We start from the raw sequence: 26,801 nt of genomic DNA on the forward strand, positions 1-26,801 counted from the left end.
AGGCGTAGGCGATGGACAACAGGTTGATATTCCTGTACCACCTTATCGCCGTTTGAGCAATGGGGGGACGCAGGAGGATAGGGTAAGCGTACAATTGGATGTACGTCTAAGCAGTTAGGCTGGTAATGAGGCAAATCCCATTACCGTAAGGCTGAGCTGTGACAGCGAGGAAAATTATTTTCCGGAGTTCCTGATTCCACACTGCCAAGAAAATCCTCTAGCGAGGAATAAGGTGCCCGTACCGCAAACCGACACAGGTAGGCGAGGAGAGAATCCTAAGGTGATCGAGAGAACTCTCGTTAAGGAACTCGGCAAAATGACCCCGTAACTTCGGGAGAAGGGGTGCTCTGATAGGGTGCAAGCCCGAGAGAGCCGCAGTGAATAGGCCCAGGCGACTGTTTAGCAAAAACACAGGTCTCTGCGAAGCCGCAAGGCGAAGTATAGGGGCTGACGCCTGCCCGGTGCTGGAAGGTTAAGGGGAGCGCTTAAGCAATCGCTGAAGGTGTGAACCGAAGCCCCAGTAAACGGCGGCCGTAACTATAACGGTCCTAAGGTAGCGAAATTCCTTGTCGGGTAAGTTCCGACCCGCACGAAAGGCGCAACGATCTGGGCACTGTCTCAACGAGAGACTCGGTGAAATTATAGTACCTGTGAAGATGCAGGTTACCCGCGACAGGACGGAAAGACCCCGTGGAGCTTTACTGTAGCCTGATATTGAATTTTGGTGCAGCTTGTACAGAATAGGTAGGAGCCGTGGAAACGTGAGCGCTAGCTTACGTGGAGGCGTCGGTGGGATACTACCCTTGTTGTACTGAAATTCTAACCTACGCCCCTTATCGGGGCGGGAGACAGTGTCAGGCAGGCAGTTTGACTGGGGCGGTCGCCTCCTAAAAGGTAACGGAGGCGCCCAAAGGTTCCCTCAGAATGGTTGGAAATCATTCGCAGAGTGTAAAGGCACAAGGGAGCTTGACTGCGAGACTTACAAGTCGAGCAGGGACGAAAGTCGGGCTTAGTGATCCGGTGGTTCCGCATGGAAGGGCCATCGCTCAACGGATAAAAGCTACCCCGGGGATAACAGGCTTATCTCCCCCAAGAGTCCACATCGACGGGGAGGTTTGGCACCTCGATGTCGGCTCATCGCATCCTGGGGCTGTAGTCGGTCCCAAGGGTTGGGCTGTTCGCCCATTAAAGCGGTACGCGAGCTGGGTTCAGAACGTCGTGAGACAGTTCGGTCCCTATCCGTCGTGGGCGTAGGAAATTTGAGAGGAGCTGTCCTTAGTACGAGAGGACCGGGATGGACGCACCGCTAGTGTACCAGTTGTCTTGCCAAAGGCATAGCTGGATAGCTACGTGCGGAAGGGATAAGCGCTGAAAGCATCTAAGCATGAAGCCCCCCTCAAGATGAGATTTCCCATTTGAGCTCCCTGAAAGATGATCAGGTTGATAGGTCTGAGGTGGAAGCGTGGCGACACGTGAAGCTGACAGATACTAATCGAGCGAGCACTTAACCAAATAAACATGATACTTTCTTTCTTACTTCTTCACATTATCTAGTTTTGAGAGAACAATTGTCTGGTGACGATGGCGAGAAGGTCACACCCGTTCCCATTCCGAACACGGAAGTTAAGCTTCTCAGCGCCAATGGTAGTAGAGGGCATCCCTCCGCGAGAGTAGGACGTTGCCGGGCACTAAAAAAAAGAACAACTTTTTGTTGTTCTTTTTTATGTTGTAGATGTTCCAACGAAGTCAAAGTATGGATAATATTATATGTCTCCGCCTCGTGCTATGAGCCTTGTCTAACAAGTTTATTCGTTCCCCTCTTTTTTATTAGATAAAAAATGATAGACTAAAAAAGGGCTTTTTTCCATTGTGATATTTAAAAATGTTTTAATAAACGGAAAATCTTGATTTGGCATCATTTTGATTAGTTCGCTCCACCATTCTGTTTCGTATCTAGCAATCATACTTAAATTATAAAGAATTAAATAATGAATTAAGATTTCAGGATATTTAAGTAGTTCACTCCTCATAAGTGGTAAATATAACTGTTTATCAATTATGCTATATCTTAAAGGTAAACAGTTCATAAAATTAATACTTTTGGTTTTGAAGGTAATATTTTTACCTTTTGTATCAGTTAAGATTGAAATCGGAAAAGAACTTATAGATTGAAAAAAACGGATAAAATGGCTTTCTGTCATGTGAAAATAGTCGAGTATTTCTTCACTAATAATGTATGTATCGGTTTGTTTTTCGATCTTCAAAAGTGATGGTGTTGTCTCACCTAAGTGAAGAAATAAGTCATTTAGTTCGGGAATTTGCTTTAAAAGAGACCCCATTGTTAATTTGTTGCCCTCTAAATGTTTCATATGAAACATTTTTTCAGCCATTAAAGGAAAAAGACCATTTTTTTGTAATTTTACTTCATCTTGAAAAAATTCATACTGTTGTTTTTTTCTCTTTCTAGTCGAAACTCCGTGAGCCAACATAGTTGTAGATTTGGGATAATTTGCATCTACTGTTAATATACATGCTTTTATAAGGTGTACAACACCGTAAAAAAGCAGGATAGGTTTTAATGCAAGGGGGGCTATCTTCGCTTGTTTATAATGCAATAATCCATGTTCTAAAAAGTAAATAAAACGATAACAATTTTCATAACTTTTTTGGTCAGCGTCTTTTATGTTTAATGTTTGGTAATGATGATATAAAAAATCTTGTGTTGTCGAAGCAGAAAAATAAATTGAAAAACTGTCTAAATCTATATATTTATACATGCTTTTTTTTGCCTCCAAATAAACTAAAAAATCTAACATATCATTGCTTCCTTGACAGTATTTTGTCCAATTGATAACCTACTAATAATATTTTTCGTTAAGAGGAGGAAAAAATAATGTGGGAAAGTAAGTTTGCTAAGGAAGGTTTAACCTTTGATGATGTATTGTTAGTTCCAGCAAAGTCAGAAGTGTTACCTCGTGATGTTAGTCTTAAAGTAGAATTAACGAAAACATTAAAGTTAAATGTTCCTATTATTAGTGCAGGAATGGACACCGTAACGGAGGCGGATATGGCTATTGCTATGGCACGGCAGGGTGGTCTAGGGATTATTCATAAAAACATGTCAATTGAACAGCAAGCAGATCAAGTTGATAAAGTAAAGCGATCTGAAAGCGGAGTTATTACAGATCCATTTTTTTTAATGCCAGATAATCAAGTTTATGATGCTGAACACCTAATGGGTAAATATCGAATTTCAGGTGTTCCGATTGTTAATAATAAAGAGGAACGAAAATTAGTAGGAATTCTAACAAATCGCGATCTTCGCTTTATTCAAGATTATTCGATTTTAATTTCAGATGTAATGACAAAAGAAAATTTAATAACAGCTCCAGTTGGTACCACATTAGAAGAAGCAGAAAGGGTATTACAAAAATATAAAATTGAAAAGCTCCCTCTTGTTGATGAGAAAGGTATACTAAAAGGGCTTATTACAATTAAGGATATTGAAAAAGTGATTGAGTTTCCTAACTCTGCTAAGGATAAACAAGGACGGTTGTTAGCAGGCGCAGCTGTTGGAGTAACGAAAGATACGATGAAACGTGTTGAAATGCTCGTTAAAGCTAATGTTGATGTCATTGTTGTTGATACTGCACATGGACATTCAAAGGGTGTAATTGATACTGTTCGCCAAATTCGTGAAGCATATCCAGAATTGAATATTATCGCCGGAAATGTAGCCACTGCAGAAGCAACTAAAGCTTTAATAGAAGCTGGTGCAGATGTCGTTAAGGTTGGAATAGGACCTGGCTCAATTTGTACAACCCGTGTTATTGCAGGAGTCGGTGTTCCACAAATAACAGCAGTTTACGATTGTGCAACAGAAGCAAGAAAGTATGGTAAAGCAATTATTGCCGATGGCGGAATTAAATTTTCTGGAGATGTTGTAAAAGCTTTGGCGGCAGGTGGTCATGCTGTCATGCTTGGAAGTATGCTAGCTGGGGTTTCGGAAAGTCCGGGTGAAACTGAAATATATCAAGGGCGTCGTTTCAAAGTATATCGGGGCATGGGGTCAGTTAGTGCGATGGAAAAGGGTTCAAAAGACCGCTATTTTCAGGAGGAAAATAAAAAATTTGTCCCAGAAGGAATTGAAGGCAGAGTTCCTTACAAAGGACCATTATCGGATACAATTTACCAGCTAGTCGGTGGAATCCGCTCAGGCATGGGATATTGTGGATCAGAAAATTTACACGAGTTAAGAGAGAATGCTCAATTTATACGAATGACTGGTGCTGGTTTACGTGAAAGTCATCCACATGACATTCAAATTACGAAAGAAGCACCAAACTACTTATTATCATAAATTATTCCCATTAATTACAATAGACAGATGATTGATTATCTGTCTATTTTTTTATGTTTTTTTATGTTAAACTTAAACAGGAAAATAACGAGCTTCGATTCAATTCACCAATTCATCCATTTTTATTGTTTTAAAAGCAAGAAAAGCAGGGTAATTCATACGATAACCCCATTTTGTTTTATTTAAATATTTATCCTAGTTTAGCTAAACACAATTTAAAAAGAAATAGCACTTGGCTGTTAATATAAATAATTAGAAAATACATCTTGGAGGTTTTTAATTTTGGAATCGGCAAAAAAAATATCGATAAAAATTATGGTGCTTTTTTTAATTTTTACTATAGTTTTTTCCACGTCTCCCCAATACATAAAAGCAGAAACAGACTCACTTGGAATAGAAGCTGAAGGAGCAATCTTATTAGATGCGGAGACTGGAAAAATATTTTATGAGAAAAATGCAGATGCTGTAATAGGTGTTGCTAGTATGTCAAAAATGATGACTGAATACCTAGTTTTAGAAGCAATTAATGAGGGGAAAATTAAGTGGGATCAAGAAGTCATCATTAATGAATATATTCATCAATTATCTGCTGCACCTGAGCTTTCAAATATAGGATTAACGCAAGGGGAGAAATATACTGTAAAAGAATTATATCAAGCAATGGCTATACATTCGGGAAATGCTGCTACTGTCGCGTTAGCTGAGTTAATTTCTGGCACTAAAAAAAACTTTGTTAAGTTAATGAATAAAAAAGGAGAGGAACTCGGTCTAGGTGAATTTAAGTTTGTGAATTCATCAGGTTTAAATAATAGAAGTTTATTAGGAAAACATCCAGCAGGTGAACCTGATGAGGAAAATGTCATGTCGGCAAAAGCAACTGCAAAGCTAGCCTTTTGTTTACTAAGAGATTTTCCAGAAGTGTTAGAAACAGCAAAAATGCCTAAGCTGAAATTTAAAGATGGTCGTGAATATGCAAACTTTAATTGGATGTTGCCTGGTCTTGTGTTTCATTATGAAGGGGTCGATGGATTAAAAACAGGATCAACTGATTTTGCTGGTTTTGGTTTCACTTCAACAGCTGAACGGGATGGACAACGGTTTATTACTGTTGTTATGAAGGCAAATTCGAAAGAGCAGCGTTTTACCGAGACAAGAAAATTACTAGATTATGGGTTTAGTAATTTTTCAAAAGAAGAAATTCTCCCTAAAAACTATGTAATAAAAGGAAATAAAACAATTCCAGTTATAAAAGGAAAAGAAGATAAAGTTAAAATTCACACGAAAAAAGCGGTTAATTTAGTTGTTAACGACGGGGAGAAAGAAAATTATACTTATCAATTGGTGATAGATGAAAAGAAGCTAAACAAAAATGGGGAATTGACAGCACCTGTTAAAAAGGGTGATAAAATCGGTTATTTAATAATAGAGCCAAAAGACGGTGAACAATTAAGCTTTCTAATGGATGAAGGAAGCAATGCAATTAAAGTAGATGTTGTTGCTGCAGAAACTGTTGAAAAAGCTAATTGGTTTGTGTTAACAATGCGGGGAATTGGCAGCTTTTTCGGTGAATTATGGGACAGCATTTCATCGACTGTAAAAGGTTGGTTTTAATTAAAATGGGCTTCTTGTCTTGACAGGATGCCCGTTTTGTTGTTTTATTTTCATATACGGGAATAATAAATTCCGACCAATTTAGTTGTATATTTTTTAAAATCAGCAAATATTATTTGTTATAAAATCTATTTAAAAGGGAGTTAGAATTTATTATGAAAATAGGTACAGAAAGAGTTAAACGCGGCATGGCAGAAATGCAAAAGGGCGGCGTAATTATGGATGTTATTAATAGTGAGCAAGCTAAAATAGCTGAGGAAGCAGGTGCCGTTGCAGTAATGGCTCTTGAACGAGTGCCAGCCGATATACGTGCTGCTGGAGGAGTTGCTAGAATGGCAGATCCTCGAATTGTAGAAGAGGTAATGAATGCAGTAACGATTCCTGTTATGGCTAAGGCACGGATCGGGCACATTGTAGAAGCTCGAGTTTTAGAAGCAATGGGTGTTGATTATATTGATGAAAGTGAAGTGTTAACACCAGCGGATGAAGAATTCCATTTAAATAAAAATGATTACACAGTTCCATTTGTTTGCGGTTGTCGTGATCTAGGTGAAGCAGCTCGTAGAATCGGTGAAGGTGCTTCAATGCTTAGAACAAAAGGAGAGCCTGGAACTGGAAATATTGTAGAAGCTGTTCGCCATATTAAAAAAGTTAACTCTCAAGTTCGTAAAGTTGTAGCAATGAATGAAGATGAGCTTATGACTGAGGCTAAATTGTTAGGTGCTCCTTATGAAATTTTACTTGAAGTAAAACGTCTTGGAAAGCTTCCTGTTGTTAACTTTGCTGCCGGTGGAGTAGCTACTCCTGCTGATGCTGCTTTAATGATGCAGCTAGGTGCTGACGGAGTATTTGTTGGCTCAGGAATATTTAAATCAGATAACCCAGCTAAGTTTGCCAAAGCAATTGTAGAAGCCACTACGCATTATCAAGACTATGAATTAATTGCCCATCTTTCAAAAGGATTAGGATCCGCAATGAAAGGAATTGAAATATCCTCACTTGCACCAGAGGATCGTATGCAAGATCGAGGTTGGTAAGGGGAAAATCATTAATGAAAATAGGGGTACTTGGCTTACAAGGAGCAGTAGCAGAACATATTCGAGCGATTGAAAAATTAGGTGTTGAAGCTATTAATATAAAAAAGAAAGAACAACTTGAAGAAATTGATGGTCTTATTCTTCCTGGCGGAGAAAGTACAACGATGCGACGTTTAATTGATCAATATGATTTTATGGATTCATTAAAACAGTTTGCACAAAATAAAAAACCGATGTTTGGTACTTGTGCAGGTCTTATTTTGCTTGAAAAAAAAGTTGTTGGAAATGAAGAACCGCATATTGGCGTTATGAATGTGACGGTTGAACGTAATTCTTTCGGGCGGCAAAGGGAAAGTTTTGAAGCAGAACTATCCATTTTAGGAGTTGCGGATCATTTTAACGGTGTATTTATCCGTGCACCCCATATTGTCGAAGTTGGTGAGAATGTCGAGGTTCTCGCAAAATATAACGAACGTATCGTAGCAGTTCGAGAAGGTCCGTTTTTAGGTTGTTCATTTCATCCGGAATTAACAGATGATATTCGTTTAATAGATTATTTCATCTCAATGGTTAAAGAGGCGTAGAATCCATATTTTCATGAGATGAGCTTAATTGTATAAAGCTGTTGAAACTAGCGCATAATTGTAGTAAATTAAATAAAAAAAATAATCATTAATTTAGAAAAAGCAATGAGAGGAACTAGTAGCAAGTGCATCATTTTTAAGAGAACCGATGGTTGGTGTGAATCGGTAAATGAACTTTGTGAATCCATCCTCGAGCAAAAGTGTGGAACGCTTTTTAAGCAAGTAAGCACTTTCGGATTAAAACCGTTATTTTTTAAAGAGGAAAGCAAATATGCTTTCAACTTGGGTGGCAACGCGGGTAACTCTCGTCCCTTTTGGGATGGGAGTTTTTTGATTTTTGTAAGCTTATATGATCATTTGAGGGGGATAGAATCATGCTTGATTTAAAATATTTAAGAGCAAACTTCTCAGAAATTAAGGAGATATTGCAGTATCGCGGAGAAGATTTAACTGATTTAGACAAGTTTGAGGAATTAGATCAAAAACGTCGGGAGTTAATTATTGAGAGTGAAAAATTAAAAAGCAAACGGAATGAAGTTTCCCAAAAGATTGCCGTATTAAAAGGGGAGAAGAAAGATGCAGATCATATTATTAAAGAAATGCGTGAAGTTGGTGAGCAAATAAAAGCATTGGATGACCAACTTCGAAATGTAGAGGAAATGTTAGATCAGCTTTTATTAAGCATTCCAAATATTCCTCATAAAAGTGTACCGATTGGGGAAACTGAAGATGATAATGTTGCAATTCGTAAATGGGGTAAAATTCGTCAATTTGATTTTGAAGCTAAACCTCACTGGGAAATTGCTAATCAGCTAGAAATTTTAGATTTTGAACGTGCATCAAAAGTAACAGGAAGTCGCTTTGTTTTTTATAAAGGTCTCGGTGCACGACTAGAACGCGCGTTAATTAATTTTATGCTAGATCTCCATGTTGATGAGCATGGTTATCAGGAAGTGCTGCCACCATACTTAGTAAACCGTGCAAGTATGACAGGAACAGGACAGCTCCCCAAATTTGAAGAAGATTCATTTTTAGTTGAAAGCGAAGATTATTTTTTAATCCCGACAGCAGAAGTTCCTGTAACAAATTTGCATCGAGATGAAATAATGAACGGGGAAGATTTACCAATAAATTATGTTGCTTTCAGTGCCTGCTTCCGTTCTGAGGCAGGTTCTGCAGGCCGAGATACTCGAGGGTTGATCCGCCAGCACCAATTTAATAAAGTGGAGTTGGTTAAATTTGTAAAACCAGAAGATTCTTATGAAGAGTTAGAAAAACTTACAGGAAATGCGGAAAAAGTGTTACAATTGTTAGAGCTTCCTTATCGGGTAATGAGTATGTGTACAGGAGATTTAGGATTTACTGCAGCAAAAAAATATGATCTTGAAGTATGGCTCCCTAGCTATAATACGTATCGAGAAATTTCTTCTTGCAGTAACTTTGAAGCATTCCAAGCAAGACGTGCAAATATTCGTTTTCGCCGTGATCAAAAAGCAAAGCTTGAGCATGTGCATACATTAAATGGTTCTGGTTTAGCGATTGGCAGAACAGTTTCAGCTATTTTAGAAAATTATCAGCAAGCTGATGGAAGTGTTGTTATACCAGACGTATTACGACCTTATATGGGGAACAAAGCAGTTATTAAATAACGAATACAATTCCATAAATGGCTGGCCGCCAGAATGGCGGCCTTATTATAAATATATTTATAATAATATGATTGACAATAAATTTAAGACATGATATATTATTTTTTGTCGATACGGAGGAATACCCAAGTCTGGCTGAAGGGATCGGTCTTGAAAACCGACAGGCGGGTTAAACCGCGCGGGGGTTCGAATCCCTCTTCCTCCGCCATTATCTATCGAAATAACAAAGCGCATAAGTATTGGAGATAGATTGAGTCGTTACATTTTCATGTAACGACTTTTTTCTTTATCCTGGTTAAAAATATAAATTGATTTGTTATGTTTTTAGAATAATTTTTGTAGATTGCAGTTTTTTATTAATTTCAGATGAAAGTGTTTATTTATTTATTTATTGCAATTATTCATTTTCTATTTTTGTTTTATATAGTAAAGAAACGTTACAAGTCTTTATGTCAGAAGAAGAGATAAAGATAAGGAGTATAAATGAATGAAACGCGATGAAGATTTTATGAAAGTTGCGATAGAAGAAGCAAAAAAAGCGGCAAAACTAGGAGAAGTTCCTATTGGGGCTGTGATTGTTCTTGATGGAGAGATCATTGCAAAGGCTCATAACTTGCGGGAAAGTACGCAAAGTGCGGTCACTCATGCAGAATTATTAGCGATCGACAAGGCTTGTCGAAAAATGGGTACGTGGCGCTTAGAAAAGGCGATATTATACGTAACGTTAGAGCCGTGTCCAATGTGTTCCGGAGCAATTATTTTATCACGGATTGAACGTGTTGTCTTTGGCGCTTTCGATCCAAAGGCTGGTTGTGCAGGAACGTTTATGAATTTATTAGAAGATAAACGTTTTAATCATCAAAGTGAAGTTATTAGCGGCGTGTTGAAAGAAGAGTGCAGTGAATTATTATCTACTATTTTTTTTAAAAATATTCGTGAAGAAAAAAAGCAAAGAAAAAAGGCCAATTTGGTTAAAAATTCAACAAATGACAATGAATAAACATTGCTTTTTTATACAAAACTTAGTATACTATGAATTGCACCTAATAAAGGTGACTTAATATGGTATCAATTTTGCCGTGCTAAGCGGGGAGGTAGCGGTGCCCTGTACTCGCAATCCGCTCTAGCGAGGCCGAATCCCTTTCTGAGGCTGTTCGTCTGTAGGGTCTGCCTTAAGTAAGTGGTGTTGACGCTTGGGTCCTGCGCAATGGGAATCCATGAACCATGTCAGGTCCGGAAGGAAGCAGCATTAAGTGGACTCTCCCATGTGCCGCAGGGTTGCCTGGGCCGAGCTAACTGCTTAAGTAACGCCTATGGGTGACAGTCGATGAAAGGTGCACGGCAGTTATACATATTATTATATTTAAAAATCCATTCTTCAGCTAGAATGGTTTTTTTTATATGAATAGTAAGTAACTTATTTAGAAATATTTCATTTCATTTTGTAAAAAGTAAAATAGATACGTTATAATAGTGACGGGACTGAAATTTTTATAGAAATTAAGGGGTTTTAGATCATTTTGGAAAGGGGCGGTGTTCTTGAGTTATCAAGCTTTATATCGCGTGTGGCGCCCTCAACAGTTTCTTGATGTTGTTGGGCAAGAGCATGTAACAAAGACATTGCAAAACGCCCTAGTTCAACGAAAGATCTCCCATGCTTATTTATTCTCTGGACCAAGGGGGACAGGAAAGACAACTGCAGCGAAAATTTTTGCAAAAGCGGTTAACTGTGAGAAAGCCCCAGCTAATGAACCTTGCAACGAATGTGAAATTTGTCGGGGGATTACGAACGGTTCGATACCTGATGTGATTGAAATTGACGCAGCATCTAATAATGGGGTAGATGAGATACGTGACATTCGTGAAAAGGTAAAATATGCTCCGAACATTGCAAAATACAAAGTCTATATTATTGATGAAGTGCATATGCTTTCTCCGGGTGCATACAATGCATTATTAAAAACTCTTGAGGAACCTCCAGAGCACGTTATATTTATTTTAGCAACAACAGAGCCACATAAAATCCCATTAACCGTTATTTCCCGTTGTCAACGCTTTGACTTTAAACGTATTACAGCTCAAGCAATTGTCGAGCGTATGAAAACGATTGTTGATGAAACAGGAGTTACATATGAGGAAAATGCCCTTCCAGTTATCGCAAGAGCAGCTGAGGGTGGAATGCGTGACGCATTAAGCCTTCTTGATCAAGCAATTTCATATAGCGATGATATTGTAACAGTTGAAGATGCTCTTACAGTAACTGGCTCCGTATCGCAAAGTTTATTAAATAAACTAGCGAAGGCCGTAAATAATAAAGACGCTGCTGGCGGTTTAGAAGCTGTAGAAGAATTATTGTTTCTTGGAAAGGATCCAACTCATTTTATTGAAGATTTTATCTTATTTTATCGGGATATGTTATTATATAAAACAGCACCATCGCTAGAGGAATCGTTAGAGAGAGTTATGCTTGACGAAGAGTTTAGGCTTTTAGCTGATGAAATAGCAACAAGCAAAATTTATGAAGTTATCAATATTTTAAATAAAGCACAGCAAGAAATGAAATGGACAAATCATCCGCGGATTTTCCTAGAAGTTGCTATCGTAAAGCTATGCAATCTTGAATCCAAAGAAGAAACGATGCATTCGCTAGAAGTTGAAAAACTCTTTCAAAGAATTGAACAACTTGAAAAGCAATTAAAAGAAATGCAAAGCTCAAATATAACTGTGCAGCAAGAAACAACGACACCGCAAAAGAAAGTTCAACGAAGCGTGCGTAAAGGTTATCAAGCGCCGGTTGGTAAAATAAATAAGATCTTAAATGACGCAACGAAACAAGATCTTAATACGATTAAACGTCGCTGGGGTGAAACGCTGCAGTTGCTCGTAAACAATCAAATGAGATCTCAAGCAGCGTTATTAAATGAAGCAGAACCAGTAGCTGCCTCATCATTCGCCTTTATTGTAAAGTTTAAATACGATATACATTGCCAAATGGCAATGGAAAACAGCCGTTTTTTAGAGACAATCTCTATGTCTTTACAAGAGTTAATCGGAAAAAAAATGGAGATGGTCGGAATTCCCGAAAAACAGTGGGGGAAAGTTCGTTCAGAATTTTTTGCTAACCAACGCCAAGATCAAACGGAACATTCAGAAGAAGAAGAACCGCTTATTGCTGAGGCGAAGAAACTGTTTGGGCCAGATCTTATCGAAATAAAGGACTAAAAATATTGGAGGGAATTAAAAATGATGCGTGGTATGGGAAATATGCAAGGTATGATGAAGCAAATGCAAAAAATGCAAAAGAAAATGCAAAAGGCGCAAGAAGAACTAGGAGAAAAGGAAATCGAAGGAACAGCTGGCGGTGGCATGGTGACAGTTGTTGTTACTGGTCATAAACAAGTGGTTGACGTAAAAATAAACCCGGAAGCTGTAGATCCTGATGATGTAGAAATGCTTCAAGATTTAGTATTGGCTGCTATAAACGATGCATTGAAAAAAGCAGACGACTTAACAAATGATACAATGGGTCAATTTACTAAGGGAATGAACCTTCCAGGAATGTTTTAGGAGGGATTTATCAATATGCACTATCCTGAACCAATATCAAAGCTTATAGATAGCTTTATGAAATTGCCAGGTATCGGTCCAAAAACGGCCGCACGTCTGGCTTTTTTTGTATTAAATATGAAGGAAGATACCGTTTTAGATTTTGCAAAGGCATTAGTAAGTGCAAAAAGAAATCTTACATATTGTTCTGTTTGTGGTCATATTACTGATCAAGAGCCATGTTATATATGTGAAGATCCACGTAGAGATCGAAGTATTATATGTGTAGTTCAAGATCCAAAAGATGTGATAGCAATGGAAAAAATGAAAGAATATAATGGGCTTTATCATATTCTTCACGGTGCTATTTCTCCAATGGATGGAATAGGGCCAGAGGATATTAATATTCCAGACTTGTTAAAACGACTGCAAGACGAAACAGTTAAAGAAGTTATTTTAGCGACTAATCCGAATATTGAAGGTGAAGCGACAGCCATGTATATATCACGACTATTAAAACCGACTGGTATTTGCATAACTAGAATTGCTCACGGACTGCCGGTTGGAGGAGATCTAGAATATGCAGATGAAGTTACTTTATCTAAGGCTCTCGAAGGAAGAAGAGAAGTTTAAAAGGAACGGATAAACCATTCCAACAACTGTATTTTGTCTTTGATAAAAAGCCCAGTGAACAAAAGGGGTAATTTTAAATAAGTGGGGTAAAATGGATTTTTTTTTCGACGGAAAAGACGGCTTCGTAAAGAGTTTGATGAAAAGCTATTAAACAGATTAAATCAATTAAAGATAAAATGGACTAATAATAGAGCGATTAATGAAAAAATCTTCGATCCCTCAGAAGAATTTATTTTTGAAGTAAAATTAAGTGAGGCTAAGTATTTTTTTCTACTTCATGAAGCGAAGGAAAGAAATATTACTATTCAAAAATGAAAAAGCTTCTCTGTAGTCAGTTTTTTTTTTAATCTTTGTACATAAATTATAGTACAAGATTAAGGAGAGGGGGCTAATGAATTATTGAAGCCAATTATTATAATACCGGTTTTAGGTGGTTTAATTTTGCTACTTTTACTTGCAGGAGCCCCAGTTAAACCACTTCGTTTAGTTGGACAAAGTATTGTGAAGCTTTTGATAGGTGCACTTTTTTTATTTTTCTTAAACGCAGTTGGAAATCAATTTGGCTTACATGTTCCAATAAACTTTATTACTTCAGCAATTTCTGGATTTTTAGGCTTACCAGGACTCTTTTCATTAATTGCCATACAAATGTGGGTTTTATAAAAGATGTTTATATCCGCTAAATTGGGCGGTTTTTTTTTTTAAAAAAACTTTCATTAATTAAAGTTGACATGTTATATTATTAATGTTACTATATTGAAGTCGTCAATAAAATATCATATTTATTTCACAAATAAATAGTTGACATTTATTTTTTATTATACTATAATAATAAAAGTCGCTTATGAGTGACTAACACAAATTGCTCCTTGAAAACTAAACAAACAAACGTCAACAACAATTTAAAGTGGAGGCAACTAACTATTCGTTAGAAGCTGACACTTGCCAACGTTAATTTTTTTACTATGAGCGAATCAACGCTCCAAGTTTATTGGAGAGTTTGATCCTGGCTCAGGACGAACGCTGGCGGCGTGCCTAATACATGCAAGTCGAGCGAACTGATCAAAAGCTTGCTTTTGAACGGTTAGCGGCGGACGGGTGAGTAACACGTGGGCAACCTGCCTGTAAGACAGGGATAACTTCGGGAAACCGGGGCTAATACCTGATAACCCTTCTCTTCGCATGGAGAGGAGTTAAAAGATGGCTTCGGCTATCACTTACAGATGGGCCCGCGGCGCATTAGCTAGTTGGTGAGGTAAAGGCTCACCAAGGCGACGATGCGTAGCCGACCTGAGAGGGTGATCGGCCACACTGGGACTGAGACACGGCCCAGACTCCTACGGGAGGCAGCAGTAGGGAATCTTCCGCAATGGACGCAAGTCTGACGGAGCAACGCCGCGTGAGCGAAGAAGGTCTTCGGATCGTAAAGCTCTGTTATTAGGGAAGAACAAGTACCGTTTGAATAAGGCGGTACCTTGACGGTACCTAACGAGAAAGCCACGGCTAACTACGTGCCAGCAGCCGCGGTAATACGTAGGTGGCAAGCGTTGTCCGGAATTATTGGGCGTAAAGCGCGCGCAGGCGGTCCTTTAAGTCTGATGTGAAAGCCCACGGCTCAACCGTGGAGGGTCATTGGAAACTGGGGGACTTGAGTACAGAAGAGGAGAGTGGAATTCCACGTGTAGCGGTGAAATGCGTAGAGATGTGGAGGAACACCAGTGGCGAAGGCGGCTCTCTGGTCTGTAACTGACGCTGAGGCGCGAAAGCGTGGGTAGCGAACAGGATTAGATACCCTGGTAGTCCACGCCGTAAACGATGAGTGCTAAGTGTTAGAGGGTTTCCGCCCTTTAGTGCTGCAGCAAACGCATTAAGCACTCCGCCTGGGGAGTACGGCCGCAAGGCTGAAACTCAAAGGAATTGACGGGGGCCCGCACAAGCGGTGGAGCATGTGGTTTAATTCGAAGCAACGCGAAGAACCTTACCAGGTCTTGACATCCTCTGCCACTCCTAGAGATAGGACGTTCCCCTTCGGGGGACAGAGTGACAGGTGGTGCATGGTTGTCGTCAGCTCGTGTCGTGAGATGTTGGGTTAAGTCCCGCAACGAGCGCAACCCTTGATCTTAGTTGCCAGCCTTTAGTTGGGCACTCTAAGGTGACTGCCGGTGACAAACCGGAGGAAGGTGGGGATGACGTCAAATCATCATGCCCCTTATGACCCTGGGCTACACACGTGCTACAATGGATGGTACAAAGGGCAGCGAAACCGCGAGGTCGAGCCAATCCCATAAAACCATTCTCAGTTCGGATTGCAGGCTGCAACTCGCCTGCATGAAGCCGGAATCGCTAGTAATCGCGGATCAGCATGCCGCGGTGAATACGTTCCCGGGCCTTGTACACACCGCCCGTCACACCACGAGAGTTTGTAACACCCGAAGTCGGTGAGGTAACCTTTTGGAGCCAGCCGCCGAAGGTGGGACAGATGATTGGGGTGAAGTCGTAACAAGGTAGCCGTATCGGAAGGTGCGGCTGGATCACCTCCTTTCTAAGGAATCATTAAAGGTTGATCGTTTGTTTGTTTAGTTTTGAGAGAGCAATTTTCACTTGCATTTGGGCCTATAGCTCAGCTGGTTAGAGCGCACGCCTGATAAGCGTGAGGTCGGTGGTTCGAGTCCACTTAGGCCCACCATAAGAATGTAAGTATTTTAAAATGAAGAGGGGCCTTAGCTCAGCTGGGAGAGCGCCTGCCTTGCACGCAGGAGGTCAGCGGTTCGATCCCGCTAGGCTCCACCATATAATGAAACGTGACTTCGTCACAACATTGTTAAAAGCCATTAATGCATTACACGATAAGTGTGATGAAAATATGGTTTTTGTTCTTTGAAAACTAGATAATAAATGAAGAAGGCAAAAGAAAGAAACCGAGTATCACCAAAGATATCTCTTTAAAAAAAAGGGAAAAGAGAAGCAAGTAGTTCTAGGAAGCAAATGAACGACAACCGGAGCGTACAAAAGTACGTGAGGATTGAAGTGAATGCAGCTGACAACGAAATACGTAGCTTATCTTTTACCGAAAAGGTTAAGTTAGAAAGGGCGCACGGTGAATGCCTTGGCACTAGGAGCCGATGAAGGACGGTACTAACACCGATATGCTTCGGGGAGCTGTAAGTAAGCTTTGATCCGGAGATTTCCGAATGGGGAAACCCCCTATCCGTCATGGGATAGGATCATAACCTGAATCCATAGGGTTATGAAGGCAGACCCGGGGAACTGAAACATCTTAGTACCCGGAGGAAGAGAAAGCAAAAGCGATTCCCTAAGTAGCGGCGAGCGAAAAGGGAACAGCCCAAACCAGAGGCTTGCCTCTTGGGGTTGTAGGACACTCAACATGGAGTTACAAAGGAACGAGGTAGATGAAGCGGTCTGGAAAGGCTCGTCAGAGAAGGTAACAACCCTGTAGTTGAAACTTCGTTCCCTCCTGAGTGGATCCTGAGTACGGCGGGACACGTGAAATCCCGTCGGAATCTGGGAGGACCATCTCCCAAGGCTAAATACTCCCTAGTGACCGATAGTGAACCAGTACCGTGAGGGAAAGGTGAAAAGCACCCCGGGAGGGGAGTGAAAGAGAACCTGAAACCGTGTGCTTACAAGTAGTCAGAGCCCATTCATGGGTGATGGCGTGCCTTTTGTAGAATGAACCGGCGAGTTACGATTTCATGCAAGGTTAAGTTTAAAGACGGAGCCGCAGCGAAAGCGAGTCTGAATAGGGCGAAAGAGTATGAGGTCGTAGACCCGAAACCAGGTGATCTACCCATGTCCAGGGTGAAGTCCAGGTAACACTGGATGGAGGCCCGAACCCACGTACGTTGAAAAGTGCGGGGATGAGGTGTGGGTAGGGGTGAAATGCCAATCGAACTTGGAGATAGCTGGTTCTCTCCGAAATAGCTTTAGGGCTAGCCTCAAGTGTAAGAGTCTTGGAGGTAGAGCACTGTTTGGACTAGGGGCCCTCATCGGGTTACCGAATTCAGACAAACTCCGAATGCCAAAGACTTATCCTTGGGAGTCAGACTGCGAGTGATAAGATCCGTAGTCGAGAGGGAAACAGCCCAGACCACCAGCTAAGGTCCCAAAGTATACGTTAAGTGGAAAAGGATGTGGAGTTGCTTAGACAACCAGGATGTTGGCTTAGAAGCAGCCACCATTCAAAGAGTGCGTAATAGCTCACTGGTCGAGTGACTCTGCGCCGAAAATGTACCGGGGCTAAACGTATCACCGAAGCTGTGGATTGACACCGTAGGTGTCAGTGGTAGGAGAGCGTTCTAAGTGCGTTGAAGCTAGATCGTGAGGACTGGTGGAGCGCTTAGAAGTGAGAATGCCGGTATGAGTAGCGAAAGAAGGGTGAGAATCCCTTCCACCGAATGCCTAAGGTTTCCTGAGGAAGGCTCGTCCGCTCAGGGTTAGTCGGGACCTAAGCCGAGGCCGAAAGGCGTAGGCGATGGACAACAGGTTGATATTCCTGTACCACCTTATCGCCGTTTGAGCAATGGGGGGACGCAGGAGGATAGGGTAAGCGTACAATTGGATGTACGTCTAAGCAGTTAGGCTGGTAATGAGGCAAATCCCATTACCGTAAGGCTGAGCTGTGACAGCGAGGAAAATTATTTTCCGGAGTTCCTGATTCCACACTGCCAAGAAAATCCTCTAGCGAGGAATAAGGTGCCCGTACCGCAAACCGACACAGGTAGGCGAGGAGAGAATCCTAAGGTGATCGAGAGAACTCTCGTTAAGGAACTCGGCAAAATGACCCCGTAACTTCGGGAGAAGGGGTGCTCTGATAGGGTGCAAGCCCGAGAGAGCCGCAGTGAATAGGCCCAGGCGACTGTTTAGCAAAAACACAGGTCTCTGCGAAGCCGCAAGGCGAAGTATAGGGGCTGACGCCTGCCCGGTGCTGGAAGGTTAAGGGGAGCGCTTAAGCAATCGCTGAAGGTGTGAACCGAAGCCCCAGTAAACGGCGGCCGTAACTATAACGGTCCTAAGGTAGCGAAATTCCTTGTCGGGTAAGTTCCGACCCGCACGAAAGGCGCAACGATCTGGGCACTGTCTCAACGAGAGACTCGGTGAAATTATAGTACCTGTGAAGATGCAGGTTACCCGCGACAGGACGGAAAGACCCCGTGGAGCTTTACTGTAGCCTGATATTGAATTTTGGTGCAGCTTGTACAGAATAGGTAGGAGCCGTGGAAACGTGAGCGCTAGCTTACGTGGAGGCGTCGGTGGGATACTACCCTTGTTGTACTGAAATTCTAACCTACGCCCCTTATCGGGGCGGGAGACAGTGTCAGGCAGGCAGTTTGACTGGGGCGGTCGCCTCCTAAAAGGTAACGGAGGCGCCCAAAGGTTCCCTCAGAATGGTTGGAAATCATTCGCAGAGTGTAAAGGCACAAGGGAGCTTGACTGCGAGACTTACAAGTCGAGCAGGGACGAAAGTCGGGCTTAGTGATCCGGTGGTTCCGCATGGAAGGGCCATCGCTCAACGGATAAAAGCTACCCCGGGGATAACAGGCTTATCTCCCCCAAGAGTCCACATCGACGGGGAGGTTTGGCACCTCGATGTCGGCTCATCGCATCCTGGGGCTGTAGTCGGTCCCAAGGGTTGGGCTGTTCGCCCATTAAAGCGGTACGCGAGCTGGGTTCAGAACGTCGTGAGACAGTTCGGTCCCCTATCCGTCGTGGGCGTAGGAAATTTGAGAGGAGCTGTCCTTAGTACGAGAGGACCGGGATGGACGCACCGCTGGTGTACCAGTTGTCTTGCCAAAGGCATAGCTGGGTAGCTACGTGCGGAAGGGATAAGTGCTGAAAGCATCTAAGCATGAAGCCCCCCTCAAGATGAGATTTCCCATTTGAGCTCCCTGAAAGATGATCAGGTTGATAGGTCTGAGGTGGAAGCGTGGCGACACGTGAAGCTGACAGATACTAATCGAGCGAGCACTTAACCAAATAAACATGATACTTTCTTTCTTACTTCTTCACATTATCTAGTTTTGAGAGAACAATTGTCTGGTGACGATGGCGAGAAGGTCACACCCGTTCCCATTCCGAACACGGAAGTTAAGCTTCTCAGCGCCAATGGTAGTAGAGGGCATCCCTCTGCGAGAGTAGGACGTTGCCGGGCACTAAAAAGAACAACAAAAAGTTGTTTCTTTTTTTGTTTAGCGCGCCCAGCAGCAGGCCGTTAATTGCTAGTTGGTGAAAGTCCAACCTGAGTAAGTGCCAAGACGCTCAGTAGCTGACAGGCAACTGGTGGAGAAATCCTAAGGTTGAAGCCCTGTGACAAAGTAATTCATTCGTGAGTGCGAGCAACCTAGCAGGTCGTAACATGAAGTGAATCCTGCCGCCTCGTCAATTACAACCCTCGTTGAGGACAAAGGGAAGTTGAGCCTGGTGAACATGGGCGAAAACCATGGAAGGTGTGAGGAACTTGGAATTCAGCACTGAAGAATCCCTCGGGGTAAGGGGAACGACATGTTAGGAAAGTAGTTAACGGAACTGGGGATACCCTCCTCGGTCACTTCTAAAGAAGTAACACAGAAACCTATAAGCATGAAGCGAAGTGGTGGATGGACTGAGAGGGAGTCGGAGGGGGTCATAGTACCAATGATGACAATGCCAACACAACGTTGTCTAGGGAAGGACGGCAAAAGCCAATACCCTACTTCGTTCATATATATTCAAGGAGGTAAGAGTCAGTGAATGCCAAGAAAATGGCTAACTACACCAATTATGCAAAAGCTCAAGAACTCTGGAAAACATTATACCTTTGTGCCAAGGAAAGCAAGACACGCCGGTTTCATGCCTTATATGATAAGATTTATCGACCTGATATCTTGTGGGAAGCATGGCAAAGAGTAAGAAGAAATCGAGGGAGTAGTGGAGTAGATTCTCAGACTATGGAAAATATTGAGATCTATGGGGAGGATAGATTTCTTAATGAGATTTATCTTGAACTGAAGGAAAATCGATATCATCCACAACCAGTTTTACGTACTTACATCCCTAAAGATGATGGAAAGAAACGTCCATTAGGAATCCCAACCATCAAGGACAGGGTTGTACAAATGGCAACCAAGCTAGTCATAGAACCTATCTTTGAAGCTGACTTTAAAGATTGTTCTTATGGTTTCCGTCCCAAAAGGAATGCGCATCAAGCCATAGCGAAAATCAGGAAAGAGAGAGAGCAAGAAAAGCTACTGGGTATTAGACGTCGATATCCAAGGTTATTTTGATAACATCAACCATGATAAATTGATGAAACTTGTAGAACAGCGAATTAGTGACCGCAAAGTGCTGAAATTGATTCGCAAATGGCTACAAGCAGGAATCATGGAAGAAGGAAAAGTGAGGAATTCTGTCTTGGGGGCCCCTCAAGGCGGTGTGATTTCACCATTACTTTCGAACATATATTTAGATGTGATGGATTCCCTCTGGGAAAAGAAATTCAGCCATCTAGGTTCTCTTATTCGTTATGCGGATGACTTTGTCATTTTGTGCAGGACAAAACAGCAAGCGCTAGAAGGTATACGAGTCATCCAAGCAATTATGGGAAAACTTGACCTCTCACTACATAAGGAGAAATCAAGACTCGTCAACATCTGGGATGACAGTGACGGATTTGATTTTCTGGGATTCCATCATCGAAAATTCCCCATTCGTAAAAAGGGTGGTCGAACATTCTTAATCATGAACCATGTCCCGAGTAAGAAGGCTATGAAGAAGATGCGAAAGAAAATCAAGGATTTTACGGAACCACGACATAAACTATTTATGGACATAAAAGAATTGGTGAAGGGACTGAACCGAAGGTTACAAGGATTCAAGAATTACTACCAACTTTCTCCAATGTCCAAGAGGTGGTTGAATCGCATTGACTGGTATGTGTTACAACGTTTTTAAATCTTTTTCATAACAAGAAAAGAAATAAACGACATAAACATGCCTATCTTCAAGATACAGTAAATAAAGTCCAATTCATATTGGTGAAATTAGCGAATTAAATCCGTAAAGCCAAAGGAAGAAGAACGTCGGAAAGCCGTATGAGGGAAAACTTCACGTACGGTTTGATGAGGGGGAGCAGGAAAAGGAATTGCCCTCTTGTCTGGCTTAGTAAGGTGGAACACCCTGAACCCCGAGGACAAAGAAGGCAGTATCTAATTCCTGTTTTCTACTCTACTTTTTGCTTATAGTTGCTTAAAGTAAACTTAATATAAGGAGACATACACCCAATATCCCACAATGACATACACTTATAAGGAGCGTTCCTTAAAATCGCAAGGAATTTTCTAAAGATTGTATACAAATGTAATCTCTTGTTCACTATAGTGTATGGAGGTGGAGAGATAATGAGTTCGGGCTTAAGTGAAAAAAATGAAGAAACATGTATTATATGTAATCAAGTTAAAACAATAGGAATACATTTATATACATCTTTTATTTGTATTGAGTGTGAAAATGATTTAATAAAGACAACGACTTCGGATCCAAAATACAAATATTATTTGAATAAGTTAAAGAAAATAAATACACCACAAATTTTTTCTTAATGACCTCCTAATTTTAGGGGTTTTCTTATTTCTACTCGGCTGTAAAAAGTTCTTCTAATATAAAACCCCCTTCCATTTTAAAGCTTTCACAAACTATGTTCTCCTACCCGCTTAATCTTATCTTAGAAAAAACAGTTACGATTTCTAAAAATAATTTAATGCATTTTTTTGATAAAATAGTGATAGAACACAAATAAATTAAGGTGATATTATGCAAAAAAAAACACCGTTATATGATGCACTTATTAGACATATGAAACGTAATCCAGTTTCATTTCATGTTCCAGGACATAAGTACGGAAAGGTGTTTCCTAGAAATATGTATGAGCAGTTTAGTTCCATTTTATCCATTGATGCAACGGAATTAACAGGACTAGATGATCTCCATGCGCCTCACGGAGTGATTAAAGAAGCAGAATCATTGTTGGCTAAATTGTATAAGGCGGACAGGAGTTTTTTTCTTGTTAACGGCACTACAGTTGGTAATTTAGCAATGATTATGGCAGTTTGTCAGCCCGGAGATCTTGTTTTAGTGCAACGAAATTGTCATAAATCTATTTTAAATGGGCTAAAGCTAGCAAATGTAAGACCTCTTTTTTTAGAACCGCAGTTTAATCCACAATGGAAAATAGCTGAAGGAGTATCATATGAAACCGTCGAAAATGCTATTAAATTATACCCGAATGTAAAAGCACTTATTTTAACGTATCCGAATTATTATGGAGTGACTATGGACTTAAAAGAGATCATTAAGAAAGCTCACCAGTTTAACATTCCGGTATTAGTTGATGAAGCTCATGGAGCGCATTTTATTCTTGGTGAACCATTCCCTTCTTCAGCAGTAGAGCTTGGTGCAGACATTGTTGTGCAATCAGCGCATAAAACTTTACCAGCACTGACAATGGGTTCCTATCTTCATGTAAATAAAGGTCTTGTTTCAATACTGGCAGTAAAAGAACATTTGGAAATGTTTCAGTCAAGCAGTCCTTCATATCCAATTATGAGTTCATTAGATATTGCCCGAAGTTATTTAGGAACATTTGATATGTTAGATATACAAACGTTATTAAGGGGAATTGAAGCGTTTAAGGAGGAATTGACTCGAATCCCAGCTATCAAAGTACTGTCATTTTCAAAGCACGTTGGTGATGCATTAAAAATAACCATTCAATCTACAACGAATACAACTGGATTTGAATTACAGCAACGCTTTGAAAATGAAGGAATTTTTACAGAGTTAGCAGATCCTTATAACGTTCTCCTTGTTTATCCATTACTCAAAAAAAAGGCAACTTATCCTACAGAAGATGTGATAAACAAAATGAAGTATGCTGTAAAAGATTTAAAAGGTGATAAAATAAATATAACGCAACTTTATTCTAGCTATAGAAAGCAAGTAAGCGGATTAGTTGTTCAATACGATAAAATGCAAACTTTAAAGAAACAGCTTGTTTCATTTAATGATGCGATAGGAAAAATAGCGGCTGAGATGATTATTCCATATCCGCCCGGAATACCACTTCTTTTAGAAGGCGAAGAGATTACAAGAGATCATCTTGAAGAATTAAAACTTTTAAAGCAATCTGGGGCAAGATTTCAAGGAGGATTATTTTTAAACAACGGGCAAATTAATGTCTTTGCTTTATGATAAATAATATCAATTTAATAATGCAGGAAGAAGCTTGGTGTCGATAAAGAAATATTGGAAGCAATGAAACACTTTCAGTAGAGGCACGCTGTACGAGCTGAAAGCGGATAGAACAGGCTAAAACAAAGTGCAAGTAACGATGAAGCGGATGCTTTTCAACAGTCTGAGTTTCTTATTTAATGGGGGTTGCATGATGAAAAAGGGGATTTTTATTACGGTTGAGGGCCCGGAAGGAGCCGGAAAAACAACAATTTTTCGTAAGCTGGGGGAATATCTTTTAGAGGAAGGCTATCAAGTATTAATGACTCGTGAGCCAGGTGGGATTGCGATTGCAGAGCAAATTCGCGAAGTCATATTAGACAAAGAAAATACGACTATGGATGCTAGAACAGAAGCATTATTATATGCTGCGGCAAGGCGCCAACATTTAGTTGAAAAGGTAAAGCCTGCATTAGAAAGTAGGGAAATTGTTTTGTCAGATCGGTTTATTGATAGTTCACTTGCTTATCAAGGCTATGCTAGAGGATTAGGGATTAATGAGGTTCTTTCAATTAATCAATTTGCAATTGGCGACATGATGCCAGACTTAACATTATACTTTGATATTGAACCGGAAATTGGTCTAGAAAGAATTAGCCTTCATAAAGGAAGAGAAATAAACCGTTTAGATTTAGAAAAACTTGAATTTCATAAAAAAGTTCACGAAGGTTATCATATTTTATTAAATCAATTTTCTGAACGAATCGTAAAAATTGATGCTTCAAAAGCAGTTGAAGAAGTATATAATGAAACAAAAACAATTTTAATGAACTTTATTGAAAGTCATTCTTTGCAAATAAAATAGTTGTGGGGTGAGTGGGATGAAGCTAATCTTAGCAGTAGTACAGGATCAGGATAGTAATCGTTTGTTAAGTGCGCTTGTTGAACACCATTTTCAAGCCACAAAGCTTGCAAGTACCGGTGGCTTTTTGAAATCTGGAAATACAACTTTTATGATTGGAACGGAAGATATTCGTGTAGAGAAGGCGTTACAAATTATTAAAGACAATTGTCAATCTCGCGATCAAGTAGTTGCACCTATTTCTCCTATGGGAGGAAATGCTGATTCCTATATACCTTATCCAGTAGAAGTTGAAGTTGGCGGTGCAACTGTATTTGTGTTACCTATTGAACAGTTTTTTCAGTTCTAGCAAATCTATGGCTTAGCGATTTATCATGAAGAGTAGCTGAAAGGAATTATCATTAGAGTTTTGTGCAACGTTGCTTCAAAAGTAATAGCACTTAAATTAAGTTGATTAGAGAGTGATTATTGTGGTTAAAACGTGGGAACAGCTTGAAGAAATGCAGCCAAATGTATTAAAAATGTTAAAAAACAGCATTGTAAAGGGACGAGTAGCTCATGCGTATTTATTCGAAGGAATGCGTGGCACTGGAAAAAGAGAAGCAAGTTTATTGTTGGCAAAAATTCTTTTTTGTGAAAATAGACAAAAAGACGTGAAGCCTTGTGAAAGCTGTGTTAATTGCAAAAGAATAAACAGTGGAAATCATCCTGATGTTCATATAGTAGAGCCAGAGGGTCAGTCAATTAAAAAGGAACAAATTAGATTATTACAGGAGGAGTTCTCAAAAACAGGATTAGAATCGAGAAAAAAGTTATATACGATAGTTCATGCTGACAAGATGACAATAAATGCTGCTAACAGTTTATTAAAATTCCTCGAAGAGCCTCATTCTGATACGGTTGCCATTTTATTAACAGAACAAGTTCAAAAAATATTGCCAACGATTCATTCGCGTTGTCAGATAGTATCTTTCAAACCATTAGTACCTGAAATTTTACAAAATAAGCTTATTTCAAACGGGGTTCACCCCTCAAAAGCTTTGTTGCTTGCTCATCTTACTAATAATTTTGAAGAAGCTCTTTCTCTAAGTAAGGATGAATGGTTTGCACAAGCTCAAAAAATAGTGTTAAAATTATATGAAGAACTAAAGAAAAAGCCTTTAGAAGCAATGGTTATGCTTCAAGTTGATTGGAATAGTCACTTTAAAGAAAAGGAGCAGCTTGATCAAGGGTTAAACTTGTTACTCCTCGTTTATAAAGATATATTAAATATCCAGCTTGGAAAGTTTGATCATGTTGTTTATCAAGATTATAAACATCGTTTTGAACAGCATGCCTTGCAAACAACCGGATTACGCCTTGCTGAACAGATGACGGCCATTCTCGAGGCAAAAAGAAAGTTACAGGCAAATGTGAATTTGCAACTGTTAATGGAACAGCTTGTGATAAAATTGCAGGAGGGATCTTCATTTGTATAATGTAGTAGGTGTACGATTTAAAAAGGCTGGTAAAATTTATTACTTTGATCCTGGAGATCTCTCAATAGAAAAGGACATTTTTGTTATTGTTGAAACTGTAAGGGGTGTAGAGTATGGCAAAGTTGTCATTCCTCCTAAACAAGTGGGCGAAAACGATGTTGTCCTGCCATTAAAAAGTGTTTTGCGAATTGCGGATCAAAAGGATCGGCTTATTGTAAATGAAAATAAACATGCAGCAAAAGAAGCTTATGAAGTTTGTTGTGAGAAAATAAGTGAGCATCAGTTAGATATGAAACTTGTTGATGTTGAGTATACATTTGATCGAAATAAAGTTATTTTTTATTTTACAGCAGATGGAAGAGTTGATTTTCGCGAACTTGTAAAAGATTTAGCAGCTATTTTTCGTACTAGGATTGAATTAAGACAAATTGGTGTTCGGGATGAAGCTAAAATGCTTGGTGGGATTGGACCGTGTGGAAGAATGCTATGTTGTTCAACATTTTTAGGGGATTTTGATCCTGTTTCAATTAAAATGGCAAAAGATCAAAATTTATCTTTAAATCCCACAAAGATTTCTGGTCTTTGCGGGCGCTTAATGTGTTGTTTAAAGTATGAGAACGATGAGTATGAATCAGCAAAGGAAAATCTTCCGGATTTAGGAGAAATAGTAGAAACTCCTCATGGGGTAGGGAAAGTTATAGGATTAAATATTTTGGAGCAAGTCCTACAAGTTCAATTGGCTGAACAGGAACGAATTCTTGAATATACGCTGGATGAGATGATAAAAATAGGTATCGTTTCCAATCAATCCACAGATTAA

At 40.1% G+C, this 26,801-nt stretch carries 18 protein-coding genes, 3 tRNA genes, 5 rRNA genes, 1 other RNA gene, 2 pseudogenes and 1 other annotated feature (1 of these 30 cut by a window edge); of the genes and pseudogenes, 28 read left to right on the forward strand and 1 reads right to left on the reverse strand.

What is annotated here, in order from left to right:
• Both K6959_RS16790 and rrf (K6959_RS16795) read left to right on the forward strand, forming a co-directional pair.
• Window positions 1–1,512, forward strand: a 23S ribosomal RNA gene (locus K6959_RS16790) (it extends 1,408 nt beyond the left edge of the window).
• A gap of 59 nt (window positions 1,513–1,571) precedes the next feature.
• Window positions 1,572–1,687, forward strand: a 5S ribosomal RNA gene (gene rrf, locus K6959_RS16795).
• Window positions 1,688–1,805: 118 nt separating this feature from the next.
• Here the strand turns inward: rrf (K6959_RS16795) and K6959_RS16800 are convergent.
• On the reverse strand, window positions 1,806–2,777 hold the full coding sequence (locus tag K6959_RS16800) for a YaaC family protein (RefSeq protein ID WP_163242327.1): 972 nt from the start codon (window positions 2,775–2,777) through the stop codon (window positions 1,806–1,808).
• A 116-nt stretch (window positions 2,778–2,893) separates the two neighbouring features.
• Between K6959_RS16800 and guaB the strand changes: the two genes are divergently transcribed.
• The 26 genes and pseudogenes from guaB to K6959_RS16925 all read left to right on the forward strand — a co-directional run bounded on the left by guaB (window position 2,894) and on the right by K6959_RS16925 (window position 26,801).
• On the forward strand, window positions 2,894–4,360 hold the full coding sequence (gene guaB / locus K6959_RS16805) for an IMP dehydrogenase (protein WP_223087106.1): 1,467 nt from the start codon (window positions 2,894–2,896) through the stop codon (window positions 4,358–4,360).
• A gap of 282 nt (window positions 4,361–4,642) precedes the next feature.
• A complete protein-coding gene (locus K6959_RS16810) occupies window positions 4,643–5,971 on the forward strand; it encodes a D-alanyl-D-alanine carboxypeptidase family protein (RefSeq protein WP_394373007.1) in 1,329 nt (442 codons plus the stop codon).
• Window positions 5,972–6,123: 152 nt separating this feature from the next.
• Window positions 6,124–7,008 carry a pyridoxal 5'-phosphate synthase lyase subunit PdxS gene (pdxS, locus tag K6959_RS16815; protein WP_223088422.1) on the forward strand — a complete coding sequence of 295 codons (885 nt, stop codon included), beginning with the start codon at window positions 6,124–6,126 and terminating at the stop codon, window positions 7,006–7,008.
• A 14-nt stretch (window positions 7,009–7,022) separates the two neighbouring features.
• Window positions 7,023–7,592, forward strand: coding sequence for a pyridoxal 5'-phosphate synthase glutaminase subunit PdxT (gene pdxT, locus K6959_RS16820; RefSeq protein ID WP_223087107.1), 570 nt, complete (start codon window positions 7,023–7,025; stop codon window positions 7,590–7,592).
• A 96-nt stretch (window positions 7,593–7,688) separates the two neighbouring features.
• Window positions 7,689–7,908 (forward strand) — a binding site (T-box leader).
• Between the two features lie 58 nt (window positions 7,909–7,966).
• Window positions 7,967–9,241, forward strand: coding sequence for a serine--tRNA ligase (gene serS / locus K6959_RS16825; RefSeq protein WP_223087109.1), 1,275 nt, complete (start codon window positions 7,967–7,969; stop codon window positions 9,239–9,241).
• A 115-nt stretch (window positions 9,242–9,356) separates the two neighbouring features.
• Window positions 9,357–9,449 (forward strand) — tRNA-Ser (locus K6959_RS16830).
• Between the two features lie 279 nt (window positions 9,450–9,728).
• Window positions 9,729–10,241 carry a tRNA adenosine(34) deaminase TadA gene (gene tadA / locus K6959_RS16835; protein WP_223087110.1) on the forward strand — a complete coding sequence of 171 codons (513 nt, stop codon included), beginning with the start codon at window positions 9,729–9,731 and terminating at the stop codon, window positions 10,239–10,241.
• 77 nt (window positions 10,242–10,318) lie between these two features.
• An RNA gene (ffs, locus tag K6959_RS16840) (signal recognition particle sRNA large type) lies at window positions 10,319–10,583 on the forward strand.
• 197 nt (window positions 10,584–10,780) lie between these two features.
• Complete coding sequence (dnaX, locus tag K6959_RS16845; RefSeq protein ID WP_163242322.1) at window positions 10,781–12,463, forward strand: DNA polymerase III subunit gamma/tau; 1,683 nt, start codon at window positions 10,781–10,783, stop codon at window positions 12,461–12,463.
• Window positions 12,464–12,484: 21 nt separating this feature from the next.
• Window positions 12,485–12,808, forward strand: a complete 324-nt coding sequence (locus K6959_RS16850) for a YbaB/EbfC family nucleoid-associated protein (protein ID WP_179959031.1) — start codon at window positions 12,485–12,487, stop codon at window positions 12,806–12,808.
• Between the two features lie 15 nt (window positions 12,809–12,823).
• Window positions 12,824–13,420 (forward strand): recombination mediator RecR, encoded by a 597-nt coding sequence (gene recR, locus K6959_RS16855; protein WP_163242323.1) that lies wholly within the window; start codon window positions 12,824–12,826, stop codon window positions 13,418–13,420.
• 156 nt (window positions 13,421–13,576) lie between these two features.
• Window positions 13,577–13,735 (forward strand): annotated as a pseudogene (locus K6959_RS16860) (YaaL family protein); the annotation flags it as partial.
• An 84-nt stretch (window positions 13,736–13,819) separates the two neighbouring features.
• Window positions 13,820–14,083: a pro-sigmaK processing inhibitor BofA family protein gene (locus tag K6959_RS16865; protein ID WP_163242325.1), complete on the forward strand. Its 264-nt coding sequence runs from the start codon at window positions 13,820–13,822 to the stop codon at window positions 14,081–14,083.
• A gap of 325 nt (window positions 14,084–14,408) precedes the next feature.
• Window positions 14,409–15,962 (forward strand): 16S ribosomal RNA (locus K6959_RS16870).
• A 67-nt stretch (window positions 15,963–16,029) separates the two neighbouring features.
• Window positions 16,030–16,106 (forward strand) — tRNA-Ile (locus K6959_RS16875).
• A gap of 28 nt (window positions 16,107–16,134) precedes the next feature.
• Window positions 16,135–16,210 (forward strand) — tRNA-Ala (locus K6959_RS16880).
• A gap of 284 nt (window positions 16,211–16,494) precedes the next feature.
• Window positions 16,495–19,414, forward strand: a 23S ribosomal RNA gene (locus tag K6959_RS16885).
• A 59-nt stretch (window positions 19,415–19,473) separates the two neighbouring features.
• Window positions 19,474–19,589: ribosomal RNA gene (gene rrf, locus K6959_RS16890) — 5S ribosomal RNA — on the forward strand.
• The 16S, 23S and 5S rRNA genes sit together here with 2 tRNA genes alongside, the layout of an rRNA operon.
• A gap of 775 nt (window positions 19,590–20,364) precedes the next feature.
• Window positions 20,365–21,046 (forward strand): annotated as a pseudogene (gene ltrA, locus K6959_RS19405) (group II intron reverse transcriptase/maturase); the annotation flags it as partial.
• A gap of 192 nt (window positions 21,047–21,238) precedes the next feature.
• Complete coding sequence (locus K6959_RS19410) at window positions 21,239–21,367, forward strand: group II intron maturase-specific domain-containing protein (RefSeq protein ID WP_262422000.1); 129 nt, start codon at window positions 21,239–21,241, stop codon at window positions 21,365–21,367.
• Window positions 21,368–21,813: 446 nt separating this feature from the next.
• Window positions 21,814–22,014: a sigma factor G inhibitor Gin gene (locus tag K6959_RS16900; protein WP_163242114.1), complete on the forward strand. Its 201-nt coding sequence runs from the start codon at window positions 21,814–21,816 to the stop codon at window positions 22,012–22,014.
• 211 nt (window positions 22,015–22,225) lie between these two features.
• On the forward strand, window positions 22,226–23,662 hold the full coding sequence (locus K6959_RS16905; protein ID WP_218943961.1) for an aminotransferase class I/II-fold pyridoxal phosphate-dependent enzyme: 1,437 nt from the start codon (window positions 22,226–22,228) through the stop codon (window positions 23,660–23,662).
• Between the two features lie 193 nt (window positions 23,663–23,855).
• Window positions 23,856–24,506: a dTMP kinase gene (gene tmk, locus K6959_RS16910; RefSeq protein WP_163242113.1), complete on the forward strand. Its 651-nt coding sequence runs from the start codon at window positions 23,856–23,858 to the stop codon at window positions 24,504–24,506.
• A gap of 16 nt (window positions 24,507–24,522) precedes the next feature.
• Window positions 24,523–24,852: a cyclic-di-AMP receptor gene (locus tag K6959_RS16915; protein WP_163242112.1), complete on the forward strand. Its 330-nt coding sequence runs from the start codon at window positions 24,523–24,525 to the stop codon at window positions 24,850–24,852.
• A gap of 121 nt (window positions 24,853–24,973) precedes the next feature.
• Window positions 24,974–25,981, forward strand: a complete 1,008-nt coding sequence (holB, locus tag K6959_RS16920; RefSeq protein WP_163242111.1) for a DNA polymerase III subunit delta' — start codon at window positions 24,974–24,976, stop codon at window positions 25,979–25,981.
• A complete protein-coding gene (locus K6959_RS16925; protein ID WP_223087112.1) occupies window positions 25,974–26,801 on the forward strand; it encodes a PSP1 domain-containing protein in 828 nt (275 codons plus the stop codon). Before holB ends, K6959_RS16925 begins: the two co-directional genes overlap by 8 nt.

Source organism: Bacillus aquiflavi, from assembly GCF_019915265.1.
GTDB classification, from domain to species: domain Bacteria; phylum Bacillota; class Bacilli; order Bacillales; family Cytobacillaceae; genus Bacillus_BT; species Bacillus_BT aquiflavi.